Source organism: Corallococcus sp. CA053C (genome assembly GCF_003611675.1).
Classification (GTDB): domain Bacteria; phylum Myxococcota; class Myxococcia; order Myxococcales; family Myxococcaceae; genus Corallococcus.
In genome coordinates this window covers 1-14,994 of the sequence record NZ_RAWA01000236.1, presented here as the reverse complement: position 1 = coordinate 14,994, position 14,994 = coordinate 1, and the positions used below count along the sequence as shown (strand labels likewise).

The following is a 14,994-nucleotide window of genomic DNA, read 5'->3' as shown; positions in this document are numbered from 1 at the left end:
CCCCCAAGCTGTCCTGGTACCGCCGGCTGTACCTGCGCGTGGAGGCCGCCGCCTCCACGCCCCACGCGCTGGCCACGATGATGGCGGTGTCCGTGGTGGACGGGTCCATCTTCCCCATCCCCCCGTTCGCCATCCTCGTCCCCATGGTGCTCGCCCAGCCGAAGAAGTGGGTGCGCTACTGCCTGCTGGGCACCCTGGCGAGCCTGGTGGGAGGCCTCATCGGCTATGCCCTGGGCGCGGGGGTGGGAGAGGGCATCGCCCAGCTGCTGCACATCGACCTGGACGTGCGCGTGGACCGCTTCGGCGTGTCCGGCACGGTGGGAGAGCTGCTGGGGCGCAACTTCTGGGTGCTGGCGCTCCTGTGCTCCATCCTGCCCACGCCGTTCAAGATCGTCGCCATTGGCAGCGGCCTCGTGTCGGTGCCGCTGGAGCGCTTCCTGGTGGCGGCCATCATCGGCCGCACGGTGCGCTTCTTCCTGGTGGGCGGCGTGGTGCGCTTCTTCGGCCCCACCGCCCGCAAGTGGCTGCGCGTCTGACGCGCTAGCCGTGGCGCGTGGCGCCCACCGCGTCGCGCGCCTCCTCTTCCCGAGCCTCCTGCGCCACGCTCGCGAGCGTGGCCTCCACCATGGACAGCAGCACGTCCGGGCGGACCGGCTTCTCCAGCACGGGGTTCGCCACCGTCTCCATGAACGCGCGGGCGTCCGGTGACGACACGCCGCCGGAGATGAACACCAGTCGGGCCACCAGCGAGGGCGCGTCCTCCACCAGCCGCCGGTACACCGCGATGCCGTCCATGCCCGGCATCTGCAGGTCGCACAGCACCACGTCGAAGGGCTCGCCCTCCGCCACGCGCTCCAGCGCGTCCTCGCCGGACGTGACGGTGACGACGTCGTGGAAGGGCTCCAGCAGCAGGCGCATGGACTGCGCCAGCCGGGGCTCGTCGTCCACGATGAGCACCCGGCCCCGCCGGACCGGGAGCGCGCTCCGGGACGCCTCCGCGACACGCGCGCTCCTGCGCGGCACCGGCGACACGGAGGGCTCCGTGCTCTGCACGGGCGCGGGCGGCAGGAGCAGCGTGAAGGTGGCGCCCTGGCCCGGCACGCTGTGCGCGTGCAGTTCGCCCCCGTGCGTGCGGATGATCTGCTGGCAGATGGCGAGCCCCAGGCCGGTGCCCTCCCCGCTGCCCTTGGTGGTGAAGAACGGGTCGAAGATGCGCGGCAGCACGTCCGGGGGGATGCCGCCGCCGGTGTCCTTCACCTCGACGCACGCGTGGCCGGACGGCGCCGTGCCGGTGCGCACGCGCACCTCGTGGCGGGCGGGGTCTCCCTCCGGGATGGCCTGCATGGCGTTCACCAGCAGGTTGAGCAGCACCTGGCCCAGCCGCGCCTCGCTGCCCAGCACCCGGGGCACCGTCCCGAACTGCTCCACCAGCCGCGCGCGGAGCCTGAGCGTGTGGAGCACGACGCGCACCGCGGGCGGCACCAGCGCGTTCAGGTCCACCAGCCCGCGCTCGGGGGCGCCCTCGCGGCTGAACACCTGGAGGTCCCGCACGATGAGGCGGATCCGCTCGGCGCCCTCCTGTGCCCCGCGCACGCTGCCCAGGGCCTCGCGCACGAACGGGGGGGCCGCGGCGCCCTCCGCCGCGAGGCTGCGCTGGGCGGCCTCCAGGTTCAGCGCCAGGTACGCCAGCGGGTTGTTGATTTCATGGCCCACGCCCGCGGCCAGCGTCCCCACCGCGGCCACGCGTTCGGCGGCCACCAGCCGGGCCTGCAGCTCCTTCGTCGCGGTGACGTCGCGGTGGGTGGCCACGAAGTGCGTCACGGCCTCGCCGTCCGCGCGCACGGGGGACAGCTGCATCTCGCTCCACACCCGCGTGCCGTCCGTCCGCGTCAGGGCCACCTCCGCGCGCAGCGACCGCTCCTCGCGCAGCGCCTCCGCCAGCCGCAGCCGCTCCCCGCTGTCACCCGACGCGAGCAGCGCCCCGGGCGGCGCGCCCACCAGCTCCTCGCGCCGCCGTCCCACGAGCGCGCACAGCGCCTCGTTGACGAACACCGTCTGCAGCACGCCCGGCTCGCGCACCTCGCAGATGAGCACCCCTTCGTGCACCGCGCGCACGGTGGTCGCGAGCAACTCCAGCACCTCCACCGCCTGACGGCGCTCCGCGCGGGCGGCCGCGAGCAGCAGGCCCGTCAGCGCGCTGGTGCCGATGAAGAGCTGGAGCACCACCAGCCCCTGCGGCAGCGCGCCGGCCGTGAAGAACGGCCCCAGCCCCCGCGCGGTGCCGGCGATGGCCGCCATGGCGATGAACAGCGAGGACAGCGCCGCGCCCCGGGGCCCGAAGCGCAGGGCCGCCCAGGCCGACAGCGGGAAGAGCAGGAACGCCGGCGCGTGCACCGGGCCGGAGCCCGGCTGCGGAAAGGCGAAGACGGCCACGCACATCGCCGCCGTCACCGCCGGCAGCGCCGCCAGCTCCCACGCCCTCCGCAGGCGCCGGGGCCGGCGCAGCAGCAGCAGGAACGGCGTCACCAGCAGGATGCCCAGCAGGTCCGCCATCCACCACAGCCACGCCCCAGGCCACCACTGCGCGCGGGGCACCACGCCGCCCAGCACGAGGCTCAGCGGGCCCATGGCCGCGGCCAGGAGCGCGCCCAGCGCGGCCGCCGCGCCCAGCCACGCGACGTCGCGCACGCGGTGCAGCTCCCGCGAACATGCCACCCGGCGCAGCAGCGTGGCCCCCGCCACCGCCTCCAGCGTGGCCCCGACGGCGATGCCCAGCACCACGCCCGGCGGAAGCTCCAGCGCGAGCCCTCCCAGGACCGCGGCCACGAACACGGCGGGCCAGCGCGACACGCCCAGCAGCAGCAGGCCGCCCAGCGCGACGCCCGACGACAGCCACACCGGAGCGATGTGGTTGTCCTCCGCCGCCAGCAGCAGCCCCACGCGCGCGGCCACGAGGTACACGACAGCCAGCGCCAGGCCTTCGGCAAGGCCCCGGACCGGGAACGACGCCGCCACACGGGCCTGCTGCTGACCTTGGATGATGACTCCCCCCGGTGCCTCCGGGCCTGGACGACAGGGCCGGAAGAACCTGCGTCATGCTAGCGGGGACGGCGACCCGTTGCACCCTCCCGGCAGGGCCGCCCACCCGGCAGGCAGGCGCTGTCCGGCAGGGGATGCAATGGGGGCCCCCACGGGCCGTATCCCAGGGCAAGGAGGAACGAATCCATGTCGCGTCCCGGTCTTGCTGCGCTGTTGTCGTTCTTCATCCCTGGCGTGGGGCAGATCTACAACGGAGACATCCTGCGCGGGGTCTTCTGGCTCATCATCACCCCCGGCTTCTGGCTGGGCACGGGCGGGTTGCTGGGCTGGGTGTGCCACGTCATCGCCGCGGCCACCGCGTTCAACCGGGCCGAGGACCGGGAGCGGCTGCGCTACGGCGTGGGCTGAAGCCACGGCCCGCGGACATGAAAAAGGGGCCTGCCAGCCCCCTCCTACCGCCGCCCCGGCGCCTGCACAGGCCGGGGCGGTTTTGCATTCACGGCGACCTAGCTGTTGAATGCCTCGGGCAGAGGCTGCGGCCCGGGGACGATGCCGGCGATGTCCGGATCCTCCTCACCCGGGGCGCGCGCCGGACGCTGATCCTTCTCCGTCTTGCGCTCGGCCTTCTTGGTGTCCTTCTCGCGCTGCTTCTGCTGGCGCGCCATCTCCTTCTGCCGCTTCGTGGACCTTCCCTGCATGGGACCTCCCGGGAAAAATTAGCGAAAAAGAGGCCCGGCCTCGTTCAAGGCCGGACCTCGTGGAATGAGTGAAAAGCAGCAGAGCCGGAGGGCTCAGCCGACCGGGCGGACGTTCTCCGCCTGGAGCCCCTTCGGGCCCTTCTTCACTTCGAACTCCACCTTCTGGCCCTCGGCCAGGGTGCGGAAGCCGTCCGCGACGATGGCCGTGTGGTGGCAGAACACGTCCGGACCACCGCTGTCCTGCGTGATGAAGCCGAAGCCCTTCGCATCATTGAACCACTTCACCGTACCACTTGCCATAATCTGCTTCCTTCTCCCACTGACAGTAAGGCTTCATCGCCAGACTGCCCGCCCCTGCTTTTGGGGCGTAGACCGCGCCTTAGCCCTGAACAGCCATGAAGTCGAGCCGGGAACCACTCCCGGCACGGGCTCACGCCGTCCAACGTAACAACCCGGGTCCTGCGGTGAAACGCCTTCCCAGGGCCGTGCATTTCCCGCTGGCTGACGCTCCAGGCGACCAGGGAGGGGACACTTCCCCCGGGCCCCGGTGTTGGAGGGAAGGACAGGAATAGTTTCCACCCCCGAACACTTCCACACCGACGTGTCCTATCCTGGGGCCGCCCGTCCCGTTCCACCCTTTCGTACCGACTCGTGAGGCGCCCCTTCCCGTGACTGCCCCCATCACCCGTGTGACCTTCGGACAGCGCGATGCGTCCTTCGCCGACGATCTGAAGCGCAGGGTCTCCGAATACTTCGAGACCCGGAACCTCTCCCAGCGTGCCAATGGCGCCATGTACGTGAAGGCCCTGGCCATCCTGGGCTTCACCTTCGGCACCTACGGGCTGCTGCTCACCGGGTGGTTCGGTCCCTGGGCCATGCTGGGCATGGCGGTGATGATGGGCGCGGGCATCGCGGGCATCGGCTTCTGCGTCGGCCACGACGGCGTCCACGGCTCCTACAGCGACAACGCCCGCGTGAACACGGCGGTGGGCCTGGCGTTCGACCTCATCGGGGCGAACAGCTACATGTGGCGCATCACGCACAACGTCCTGCACCACACGTACACGAACATCCAGGGCATGGACGAGGACCTGACGGTGAGCCCGCAGCTGCGGTTGTCGCCGCACTCCGAGTGGAAGCCGTACCACCGCGTGCAGCACCTGTACGCGTTCCTGGCCTACTCGCTGACCACGGTGTTCTGGGTCTTCGCCAAGGACTACAAGTACTTCTTCCAGAAGGACCTGGGCCCCTACAAGGGCAAGAAGCACGCGCCGGCCGAGTGGGCCCGCCTGATTGGCATGAAGGCCGTGTACTACGGCTGGACGCTGGTCATCCCGTGGATGGTCCTGAACGTGACCTGGTGGCAGTTCGCGGTGGGCCTGCTCGCCATGCACATGACCGCGGGCTTCATCCTGGGCATCGTCTTCCAGCTGGCCCACGTGGTGGAAGCCACGGACTACCCCGTGCCGGATCAGAACGGCAACGTGGAGGACGCGTGGATGGTGCACCAGCTGCGCACCACGGCGAACTTCGCCCGCAGGAACCGCGTGCTGAGCTGGTACGTGGGCGGCCTCAACTACCAGATTGAGCACCACCTGTTCCCCAAGGTGTGCAGCATCCACTACCCGGCGCTGAGCGAAATCGTGCAGGCCACCGCCAAGGAGCACGGCCTGCCCTACCCGGAGTCGGACACGTTCCTGGGCGCCGTGGCTTCGCACTACCGGATGCTCAAGCAGCTGGGCCAGCAGCCCGCGGCGGCGGTCGCCGAGCAGCCGAAGCTCGCCGTGGCGGCCTGATCCGCGCAGCCCTGCCGTGAAGCCTCCCAGGGGCCGTCCTCCTCAAGCAGGAGGCGGCCCCTTCTGCTTTGCGTCAGGTGTCCGCGTCGCGCAGGACGGCCAGCAGGCCCTCGGCCGTGAACACGACGGCCCGCGCCCCGTGCGCGTGGAGCTCCGCCGCCGTCCGGAAGCCCCAGGTGACGCCCACGCCGTACATGCCCGCCGCCTTCGCGGTGTCCATGTCGACGGAGGTGTCCCCCACGAAGCCACACGCGCCCGGCGGCACGCCCAGCTCCGCCGCCAGGGCCAGCGCCGCGGTGGGGTCCGGCTTGCGAGGGATGCCCGGCCGCTCGCCGTACACGGCCGTGAAGGCCACGCCCGGCAGCAGCTTCGCGGCGAGCCGCTTCACGAAGTCGTCGGACTTGTTGCTGAGCACGCCCAGTCGCACGCCGTCCGCCTGGAGCGCCTGGAGGGCGGCCAGCACGCCCGGGTAGGGCTGAGTCCGGTCGAACAGGTGGGCGTCGTAGTGCGCGTGGTAGGTGGCCAGCACCTCGCCCTGGAGCGCCGCCTCCGCCCCGCCGGTGGCCCGCTCCGCGAGCCGGGCCACGCCCTCGCCCACGAACAGCAGGTAGGCGTCTTCCGGGTGCGGCGGGAGGCCGTGCTGGACGAGCGCGTGGTTCATCGCCGTGGCGATGTCCCCCAGCGAGTCCACCAGCGTCCCATCCAAGTCGAAGATGACAGCGCGCAGGGCGGGCATGACGACGACGGCCTTTCTTGCAGAAAACGCGAACGCCCCGACCCACGAGGGGGTCAGGGCGTCTTTGGGGTCAAGCGCGGACCCCGGAACCGGCCGGGGCCCGCCGCGAGTCGAAACCTACGGGGCGGCGGCGGCGGTCTTCTCACCGGCGGCAGCGCCACCGGCCTGGATGACGGCGAAGTTGATGTTGTTGTAGCCCGCCGTGGCGCAGCTGAACATCACGCGCTTGATGACCTTGAACTGAACGTCCTTGTTGGCCTGGATGTTCACGTCACCCTTGAAGCCGTCCGTGCCGTTCGCCATGGCGTGGAGGTCCTCGAACTGCTTCTTCATGTCGCGCAGCTTCTCTTCCAGCGCGGGGATGTTGAGGTACTCGTCCTTCGTGAGGTCCTCCACCCGGCCCACGATGGTGCCCGACACGCTGACCTGGTCGTTGGACACCATCACCACCGGATGCATCTCCACTTCCTTGACGTTGACCGCCTCGGGAAGCTGGATGTCCTTGGTCATCATCAGCACCTCGCCCGTCGCGGAGAAGTTCGCGATGAGGAAGAGCACGATGATGACGAACATGTCGACGAGGGGCGTGATGAGCAGGTCCGCGTTCCCGTTCTTCTTGCCGTGCCCACCGTGGCCGAACACCTTGGAGTGCTCCAGCCGCTTGCCGTACCGCTTGCCCGGAACCTTGATACCCATGGCTTGAAGTGCTCCTGTTAGCCCATCGCCGCGGACACGGACACCTGGGGCAACCCAGAGCCAATGCACTCGTCGATGATGCGAACCAGGTCCTCGTAGCGGACCAGGTCCTCGGTCTGGAGGGTGATGGCGGCCTGATCCGGCAGCTGCGCCTTCAATTCCTTGAAGCGCGCCACCAGCTTGGTCAGGTCCGGCCGGCCCTTGTCATCCCGGGTGAGGGGAATGGGGTCGAAGGCGCTCTGGTCGGCGGTGAGCCGCATCTCCGTGGGCGACACCAGGAGGGTGAGCTGGACCGTCTTGGTCTTGTCCTCCTCCTGCTGCTCGTCCGTGGAGGCTCCGCCAGCCTGCGACACCTGGAGACGGCCGATCTGGGTCCAGACCGCCGTCATGATGAGGAAGCTGATGGTCACTGCCATCAGGTCGATGAAGGGCACCATGTTGATGGCGGTATCGAGCGGCTTCTTGCCACCCTTCCCGCCTGTGCCCAGATCCATTCCGCCGGCCATGGCGACTACCTCCCTGCTCTACCGCGCTCTTCGCGCACGAACGACGTTTCAAGAAGTTTCAGGAAAGGGCGCGCTGTCAGTGCCCGGGCTTCAGGCTTCCAGACAGCGCGCCGGTGCTTCCGGTTCCAACCCTGCGCTGCTTCGAGGAGGACTACTCCTCGGCGTGCGCGTGGGCGGAGGCCGGGATGTTGAGGTTCTTGAACTTGTCGCGGTTGGCCACGATGAGGTTCAGCACGGACACGCTGGTCTCATTGATGTCGTTGATGAGGCCCTGGGTGCGGCCCATCAGCACGGAGAAGGCGATCAGCGCCGGGATGGCGGTCAGCAGCCCGAAGCCCGTGCAGTTCATGGCTTCAGAAATACCGTTCGCGAGAATGGTCGCCTTGTCGGCCGGGTTCACGTTCGCCACGGCCTCGAAGCAGGTGATGAGACCGTTCACCGTTCCGAGCAGACCGGCGAGCATGGCCGCGTTGCCGAGCATCGCCAGGTAGCCCGTGCGCGCCTCCAGCCTCGGCGTCTCACGCAGGCTGGCCTCGTCGAGCGCCGCCTGGACCTCGTCCTGGCCCTTGGGGACGTTCATCAGACCGGCCTTGATGACGTTGGTCAGCGGCGTGTTCTTCTGGCCGGCCACGTAGTTGATGGCCTTGTCCAGGTCGCCCGCGTAGATGTGCTTCTTCAGCCCGCGCAGGAAGCCTTCCTTGTTGATGGAGGCCTTGAAGAACAGGACGATGCTGCGCTCGATGATGATGGACAGCGCCACCACGAGGCACACCGCGATGGGGTACATGCCGGCCTGACCGGACTCCCAGCGGCGGCCCAGCTCTTGGAGGAACGTCTCATTGCCTCCGCCAGCGTTGGCGAGAACGGACAGATTGGCTACAAACCCCAGGTTCATCACTGATGGCCTCCAGATGGGCGGCGAGGCTCGCGCTTGCGAGCCGTTCCGGACTGCTTCCGGCCGGGTGGACATCCACCCAGGTCGTCAGCAGGAATATTGGATCACGGTGGCGCGAGTCTAGGAACCGGTTCCAGAGGTGTCAAGGCAGGCACCCTCAGCGTTAGATCCTGAAATCTCACAGGAATTTTGCGTTGGCGCGCGGCTTGCCAAGCTGCTGGACAGGGTACATGACAAGCCCTTTCCCGTGGCTTCCGCCCCAGGCGTGCCAGCGATTTGGGCCCCTTCTATTGCCGTGCTAGGGCGGGAAACCATGGCCCGGAAGCGCATTGGTGAGCTGCTGGTGGAACGCGGCGCGATCACGCCCGCGCAGCTGGAGGCGGGGCTCGCGGCCCAGCGACAGACGCGACAGCGGCTGGGCGTGACGCTCATCGGTCAGGGCGCCATCACGGAGGCGACGCTCGCCCAGGCGCTCAGTGAAGCGCTGGGGATGCCCCAGGTGGACCTGGCGGCGATCACGCCGGACTGGGCGGCGGTGCACCTCTTGCGCGCGCGCTTCTGCGAACAGCACGACCTGTTCCCCTTCGCGCTGGAGAGCGTGGGCGGCCGGCGCCAGCTGGTGGTGGCCATGGCGGATCCGCTCAACATCACCGCCATTGAAGAGATTGAGTTCACCAGCGGCTTGAAGGTCAGCGGCCGGGTGACGGCGCTGTCCGCCGTGCGCGGCGCCATCCTGCGCTACTACCACAAGGTCCCCGTGGCGGCCGGCCCCCGCCCCGGCGCGGCGCCTGCAAGGTCCGTGGCGCCTGCAAGGCCCGCTCCGCCCCCCGCGCGCCCCGTGACGGGGGATGACGACGAGGAGGTCATCGTCGGGGAGGAGCTGCCGGCGGCGGAGAAGACGCAGCGCACGTCGCTGGCGGACCTGATCCGCGAGCGCGAGGAGCAGGCGAAGCGGCGCCGGAGCGCGGGCGCGGCCCCGGCGGGAGAGAAGCCCAAGGCGCGTCCGGGGGCCCCGGCGGGCGGGGTGCTGGATGATCTGGACTACCTCTTCGGCCAGGCGGCGCGCGAGGAGCCGGACCGGCTGGAGGAGCTGGAGCGCCGCTTCTGGGCCCTGATGCGCATCATGGCGCGCAAGGGCCTGCTGACGAACGAGGAGTTCCGGCGCGAGCTGGACGACGAGGGCGGCGAGGGCTGAAGCCAGGGGCCCCCGGCGCTTCAGGGGCCCTGCTTTTTCAGTCCAGCGCCAGCGGCAGCCGCACGGTGAAGGTGGTGCCCTGCCCCAGGGTGCTCTCCACGGTGAGGCGGCCCCCGTGGTTCTCCACGATGCCCTGGCAGATGGACAGGCCCAGGCCCGTGCCCCGGCCTTCGGGCTTGGTGGTGAAGAAGGGCTCGAAGATGCGCGACAGGTTGCGCGGGTCGATGCCGGTGCCGGTGTCGCGCACGCGCACCACGGCCTCCGGCCCCTCGTGCGCGGTGGACAGGTGCACCGCTCCGCCCGGCGTCATCGCGTGGCAGGCGTTGGTGATGAGGTTGACGAACACCTGCACCAGGTTGGCGCGCACGGCGGCCAGCGGGGGCACGTCGCCCGCGTACTCGCGGTGCACGGTGACGCGCGCCTGGGACACGACGTGCTCGCAGAAGCCCACCGCCATGTCCACGACGGCGTTGAGCGCCACCTGCTCCGGCCGGTCCTGCGCGGGGCGCGCGTAGCTGACCAGGTCGCGGGTGAAGCGCAGGATGCGGTGGCTGCTCTCGAGAATCTTGCGCAGCTTCTCCTGGTCGGCCGGGTTCGCGCCCGGCGTCATCCGGGAGCGCTGCAGGAGCGCGTCCGCGTACGTCGCCACCGCCGTCATGGGGTTGTTGATTTCGTGCACCACGCTGGCCGCGAGCTGCCCGATGGAGGCCAGCTTCTCCGCGTGGATGATGCGCTTCTCCAGCTCCTTCACCACCGTGACGTCCTGGCCAATGGCGATGACGCCCTCCACCTCGCCCGGCTGGGTGAGCATGGAGGAGGTGGCGAAGGACACGCGCACCTCGCCGCCATCGCGGGTGAGCAGGCGCGTCTCGAAGTTGTTCACGGACTCGCCGCGCATGGCCGCCGCCAGCACGGGGGCGAGGCGCAGCTGTTCGCTGTCCGCCACCAGCGAGGACAAGTCGCGCCCCAGCACCTGCTCCTTGGAGAGGCCGGTGAGCGCGCTCAGGGCCTGGTTGAAGACCACCACCTGCTTGTCCCGGTTCACCACCAGGATGAGCGCGTTGGCCTTCTCCAGCAGCTCCTCCAGGTACTTGCGCACGAACGTGAGCTCGTCGATGAGCTTCGCGTTCTTCACCGCGACGGCGACCTGGCTTGCCAGCTGGAGCAGCACGCGCTCGTCGTGCGCGACGTCCGCGTCCAGGCCGTCCGGGTACTCCATGTTGATGGCGCCGAAGAGCTGGCCGCTCGCGACCAGGGGGGCGCTCACCGCGCGGGCGCTGCCGTGGAAGAGCAGCGGCACCTCCTCCGCGATGGTGACCCGGCCCCGCGGCAGCGACGCGAGCGACAGGTTCGTCTTCTCCACCGAGCGCTGGAAGAGCACCAGCGGTTCGTGCGCGCCTTCTTTCAGCCGCCCCTCGGCGTAGAGGGACGTGAGGCCGCCGGTGCGCGCGTCCACGATGCGGATGCAGAACGAGCGGCTGGGGAACAGCTCCTTCACCCCGCGCGCCACCGCCGCCACCAGCTCCTCCTCGCCGCCCACCTCCGCCACGCTGCGGCCCAGGTCCAGCAGCACGCCCTCGGTGCGCGCCTGCTCCAGCAGGGCGCGCTCGGCCACCACCAGCCGGCCGCTGATGACCTCCGTGTCCACCCGGGCGCGCACCGCGACGGTGTCCGCCTTGCGCGACAGGGTGAGCACCAGCGAGGTGCCGTCCTGCAGCACGACGTCCATCTCGTGGGAGTGGCCGTCCTCGGGCGCGGTGGCGTCCGCCAGGGCCTGCTCAACCACTTCCACGGTGATGCCGCGCTCCGCGCAGAAGCGGCGCAGCGCGGGGTTCACCGCCGCGACGCGCAGGGCCGCGTCACAGAGGGCCGCGGGCTCGTCGAGCGCGTCGAAGAAGGCCTGGAAGGCGTCGGGGGCCGGGGTTCCGGGCGGACGCACGGCGCGGACCTCACTCTTCATGGGAGGTGGCCTTGTCGAGGTCGAGGATCTGCTGCGCGCCCACGTACGTCTTCACCTCGTAGCGGGTGATCTTCCCGATCTTCCGGACGATCTCCGCCATGCGCTCGGCCTCGCGGTAGATGATGTCCACCGGCCGCCAGGCGAAGTCGTCCTCCTTCAGCTTGCGCTTGAGCAGCTCCGCGTAGCCCATCACGGACGTGAGGGGCTGGTTGAGTTCATGCGCGGCGGTGCCGGCGAGCGCGACGATGACGGCGCTCTTCTCGCTCTCCTCCAGCCGGTTCTCCACGTCCGACAGCTTGCGCTCCAGCTGCACCCGGTCCCGGAGGTCGGTGAAGATGCCGACGCTGAAGGACTCGCGGCCGCCCTCGTAGACGATGGAGGCCGTCATGTTGACGGGCACGCGTTCGCCGGACCGGTGCACCAGCTCCTGGCGGATGAGCGACAGCCGGCCGCGCCCTCCCAGCTCCGGGCTTCGCAGCTGCGCCATCACGCGCTGGGCGACGCCGGGCGGGTAGAGCTGCAGGACGGTGAGCTTCTCCTGGGCCTCCGCGGCGGTGTAGCCGCACATGGCCTCCGCGCCCTTGTTGAAGAGGATGATGCGCCCCTTCAGGTCCGCGGCGATGATGGCGTCCACCGACGAGTCGATGAGCCGCTCCAGGAAGTCCTTCGTGTTGCGCAGCTCGTCCTCCAGCTTGCGCGCGTGCGTGACGTCGCGGAACGACAGGATGGTGGCCGCGTCCTCGTCGCGCAGCGGCGCCGCGGACATGGACAGCGTGAGGCACCGGCCCGCGGGCGTGCGCACCACCACGTCCACGCCCGAGCGCGCCTCGCCCCGCGACGCGGACGTCACCAGCTCCATCAGCACGCCTTCGTCCAGCGGCTGGGTGATTTGATTGAGGTGCTTGCCGCGCGCCTCGTTCGCGGTCGTGTCCAGCATCTGCGCGCCGGAGGGGTTGAGCGACAGCACCCCGGCCTTGTCGTCGAGGATGGCCACGCCCTCGCTCACGTGCGCGAAGAAGAGCTGGTAGGGCTTGAACGAAGCCGCCTTCTCCTCCGCCGCCAGCCGCGCGGTCTGCACCGACTGGAGCACCGACGCGCTCCGCAGCGCCACCGCCGTCGCGTGCGCCACCGTGGTGAGGAAGTCGATCTCCCGCGCGCTGAAGGCCCGCCTGCGTCCGGCCGCGCGCAGCAGCAGCACGCCCCGCACCTCGCCCCGGATGGGCAGGGGCAGCGCGGCAATGGCGTGGATGCCTCGGGCGGCCACGGCCCGGCGCTCCAGGTCGCCCAAGAGCGGGTGCGTGGCCGCCTCCTGCATCACCACCGGCTTGCCGGTGCGCACGACCTCGCGGATTTCAGGGTAGCGCGCCAGGTCGATTCGCAGGTCCTTGAGGCCCGGGTCGTCGCTGGCGGCGACGATGACGCCCTCGTCCGCGCCGCCGCCCAGCATCACCAGCGTGGCGCGCGCGATGTCCAGCTGTTCGGCGAGCCGCCGCGTCACGCCGTGCAGCAGCGCCTCCACGTCGGAGCTCTCCGCGTAGTCGGCGGTGAGCTCCAGCAGCAGCGCCAGGTCCGTCTGGCTGCGGGCCTGCTCCTCGCGCTCGCGGTGGCGTTCGGCGGCGCGCTGCAGGCGCCAGGTCAGCTCGTGCTGAAGCCCCTGGTGGGTGAGGATGTCCGTGGGGCGCAGCGTGTCCACGGCGGCGAAGCCTCGTGGATCCGGCGACACCAGCGCGAGGAGCGTCAGGTGCGGACCGTTGAGGGACGTGAGCAGCTCCACCACCGCGGGGCCGCAGCCGGGCGCGGTGAGGTCCACCAACGCCAGGGCGGCATCGTCCGGGTTGTCCACCACGCGCAGCCCCGCGCGCTCGGCGGCGGCGTTCAGGGGCTCGCGGGCAACCGAGACCGGTGGGACGAGGACGATGCCGAAGGCGGGTTCCGACGGGGCCGGCACGGGGGGCGGAAGACTCCGGAGCGAGGGGGCACGGAGTCTACACCGCCCCAGCGGTCAGGGGCAGCCTGACTCGAAGGCGCCCTGGTCCGGCGCCGTGCCACAGAAGGGCAGGCCCAGGGACAGGCCCGCCTCGCGCGCGGCGGACCCGGTCGCCAGGTGGTAGTCGTCCGAGCCCGTGTCGACGAAGCCCGGGGCGCGCTCCTGGGAACGCTTGTCCAGGCCAGCCTTCGAGCGCCAGTCCGCCAGCCCCACCGCGGCGTTGTCCAGGCGGAACGACACCGCGCTCCCGCTCAGGAAGTACAGGTTGCCGTCCACCACCGCGTTGCCACGGCTCGGCCCGCCGCGCGCGGCGATGCCACAGCCGGCGAAGATGTTGTTGCGCACGTCCAGGCCCTGGTTCGCGCCGGAGGAGCCCTCGCCGAAGATGAGGCACGCGCCGCTCAGGTTCCACACGGTGTTCTGCTGCACCTTCACGTCCACGGAGGTGTCCACGCGGATGCCGGTGCCCTCCTCCCCCTCGGACGCGCCCAGGCCATCATGGATGAGGTTGCGGCGGATGAGGACGCGGGTGGGCGGCGCGCCCTCGCGGTAGCCGCCAAGCTGGATGGCGCGCGCGTTGGCGTAGAAGACGTTGTCCTCCAGCGTGACGTCGGAGGGGGACAGGTGGACGATGACGCCCTCGCCCGCGGCGGTGGACACGCTGCGGTGGTTGTAGATGGTGTTGCCGCGCAGCGTGACGTGGGTGCACGTCTTGATGTCCACGCCGTTCTCCCGGTTGTCGTGGAGCTGGTTGCCTTCCACGAGCAGGTTGTCGAACGGCGTGCCCGGCGACGTGGCGCCGCCCTCCGCGCCCAGGCACTGCACACCGTCGCCGGAGTTGTGGTGGATGTCATTGCCGCGCACCACCACGTTGCTCGCGGAGGTCTGCACCGTGACGCCGTGGCTGTCCACTTCACCCTGGTCGAAGTGGAAGATCTCGTTGTCCGCGATGAGCACGTCGTGCGCCTTCTCCGTCACGTAGACGCCCGAGCCCTCCGTGCCGTTCTTCACGATGCTGCCCTTGAGCGCGCCGTGGTGCGCGCCCGCGCCCCGCCACATCACCGCGAAGGTGCGCTCGCCGCCCACGTCCACCGTGAGCCCCTCGATGTTCCAATACGCACCGCTCACGTCCACCAGCGCCGTCGCGCCAATGGAGCCGCCCTTGAGGATGGCCGTGGCGCCCGGCGCGGCCCGCAGCGTGAGCGGCTTCGCGGCCGTGCCCTGCTTCTCCGTGAGCTGCACGTGCTCGCGCCACGTCCCGGACAGGAGGAACACCGCCTCACCGGGCTTCACCTGCGAAAGCGCGCGCGCCACCGTGCGCAGGGGCAGCGCCTGCGTGCCGGCCGCGGAGTCACTGCCCGTGGGCGACACCCAGAGCACGCGCGAGTACTGCGCCTCGGGCGGCGGCGGCTCCGGCGGCGGCGGCGGCGGATCCGTGGGGTCGGTGGTGGTGCCCCCGGTGCCGGCGTCGGGCACGGGGCTGGGA

At 70.4% G+C, this 14,994-nt stretch carries 14 protein-coding genes; 4 read left to right on the top strand and 10 right to left on the bottom strand.

The window, feature by feature from the left end; genetic code table 11:
- The coding region (locus D7V97_RS26850) for a YqaA family protein (RefSeq protein ID WP_368668966.1) at window positions 1-536 on the top strand (536 nt) is incomplete at its 5' end.
- Window positions 537-540: 4 nt separating this feature from the next.
- Here the strand turns inward: D7V97_RS26850 and D7V97_RS26845 are convergent.
- Entirely contained in the window at window positions 541-3,015 is a 2,475-nt protein-coding gene (locus D7V97_RS26845) for an MASE1 domain-containing protein (protein ID WP_120613490.1), read from the bottom strand.
- 210 nt (window positions 3,016-3,225) lie between these two features.
- Here D7V97_RS26845 and D7V97_RS26840 point away from each other — a divergent pair, with 210 nt between their 5' ends.
- Complete coding sequence (locus D7V97_RS26840; RefSeq protein ID WP_120613489.1) at window positions 3,226-3,447, top strand: hypothetical protein; 222 nt, start codon at window positions 3,226-3,228, stop codon at window positions 3,445-3,447.
- Between the two features lie 98 nt (window positions 3,448-3,545).
- Here D7V97_RS26840 and D7V97_RS26835 read toward each other — a convergent pair whose 3' ends face one another.
- Both D7V97_RS26835 and D7V97_RS26830 read right to left on the bottom strand, forming a co-directional pair.
- Window positions 3,546-3,737: a hypothetical protein gene (locus D7V97_RS26835; protein ID WP_120613488.1), complete on the bottom strand. Its 192-nt coding sequence runs from the start codon at window positions 3,735-3,737 to the stop codon at window positions 3,546-3,548.
- Between the two features lie 93 nt (window positions 3,738-3,830).
- Window positions 3,831-4,037 carry a cold-shock protein gene (locus D7V97_RS26830; protein ID WP_120613487.1) on the bottom strand — a complete coding sequence of 69 codons (207 nt, stop codon included), beginning with the start codon at window positions 4,035-4,037 and terminating at the stop codon, window positions 3,831-3,833.
- Window positions 4,038-4,405: 368 nt separating this feature from the next.
- Here D7V97_RS26830 and D7V97_RS26825 point away from each other — a divergent pair, with 368 nt between their 5' ends.
- Entirely contained in the window at window positions 4,406-5,533 is a 1,128-nt protein-coding gene (locus tag D7V97_RS26825; protein WP_120613486.1) for an acyl-CoA desaturase, read from the top strand.
- A 73-nt stretch (window positions 5,534-5,606) separates the two neighbouring features.
- On the opposite strand, the gene D7V97_RS26820 is transcribed toward D7V97_RS26825, so the two are convergent.
- The 4 genes from D7V97_RS26820 to D7V97_RS26805 form a co-directional block, all read right to left on the bottom strand.
- Window positions 5,607-6,269: an HAD family hydrolase gene (locus tag D7V97_RS26820; protein WP_120613485.1), complete on the bottom strand. Its 663-nt coding sequence runs from the start codon at window positions 6,267-6,269 to the stop codon at window positions 5,607-5,609.
- 117 nt (window positions 6,270-6,386) lie between these two features.
- Window positions 6,387-6,965: a biopolymer transporter ExbD gene (locus D7V97_RS26815; RefSeq protein ID WP_120613484.1), complete on the bottom strand. Its 579-nt coding sequence runs from the start codon at window positions 6,963-6,965 to the stop codon at window positions 6,387-6,389.
- Window positions 6,966-6,982: 17 nt separating this feature from the next.
- Window positions 6,983-7,471 (bottom strand): biopolymer transporter ExbD, encoded by a 489-nt coding sequence (locus tag D7V97_RS26810; RefSeq protein WP_120613483.1) that lies wholly within the window; start codon window positions 7,469-7,471, stop codon window positions 6,983-6,985.
- A gap of 151 nt (window positions 7,472-7,622) precedes the next feature.
- Entirely contained in the window at window positions 7,623-8,366 is a 744-nt protein-coding gene (locus D7V97_RS26805) for a MotA/TolQ/ExbB proton channel family protein (protein ID WP_120613482.1), read from the bottom strand.
- Window positions 8,367-8,679: 313 nt separating this feature from the next.
- Between D7V97_RS26805 and D7V97_RS26800 the strand changes: the two genes are divergently transcribed.
- The gene (locus tag D7V97_RS26800) at window positions 8,680-9,561 is read left to right on the top strand and encodes a general secretion pathway protein GspE (protein WP_120613481.1); all 882 of its coding nucleotides are present in this window, start codon (window positions 8,680-8,682) and stop codon (window positions 9,559-9,561) included.
- A gap of 37 nt (window positions 9,562-9,598) precedes the next feature.
- Here the strand turns inward: D7V97_RS26800 and D7V97_RS26795 are convergent, their stop codons facing one another.
- The 3 genes from D7V97_RS26795 to D7V97_RS26785 all read right to left on the bottom strand — a co-directional run.
- Entirely contained in the window at window positions 9,599-11,521 is a 1,923-nt protein-coding gene (locus D7V97_RS26795) for an ATP-binding protein (protein WP_120613480.1), read from the bottom strand.
- On the bottom strand, window positions 11,511-13,469 hold the full coding sequence (locus tag D7V97_RS26790) for a PAS domain S-box protein (protein ID WP_199728947.1): 1,959 nt from the start codon (window positions 13,467-13,469) through the stop codon (window positions 11,511-11,513). Before D7V97_RS26790 ends, D7V97_RS26795 begins: the two co-directional genes overlap by 11 nt.
- 54 nt (window positions 13,470-13,523) lie before the next feature.
- Window positions 13,524-14,994, bottom strand: a 1,471-nt coding sequence (locus D7V97_RS26785) for a nitrous oxide reductase family maturation protein NosD (RefSeq protein ID WP_120613479.1), incomplete at its 5' end; no start/stop codon positions are given.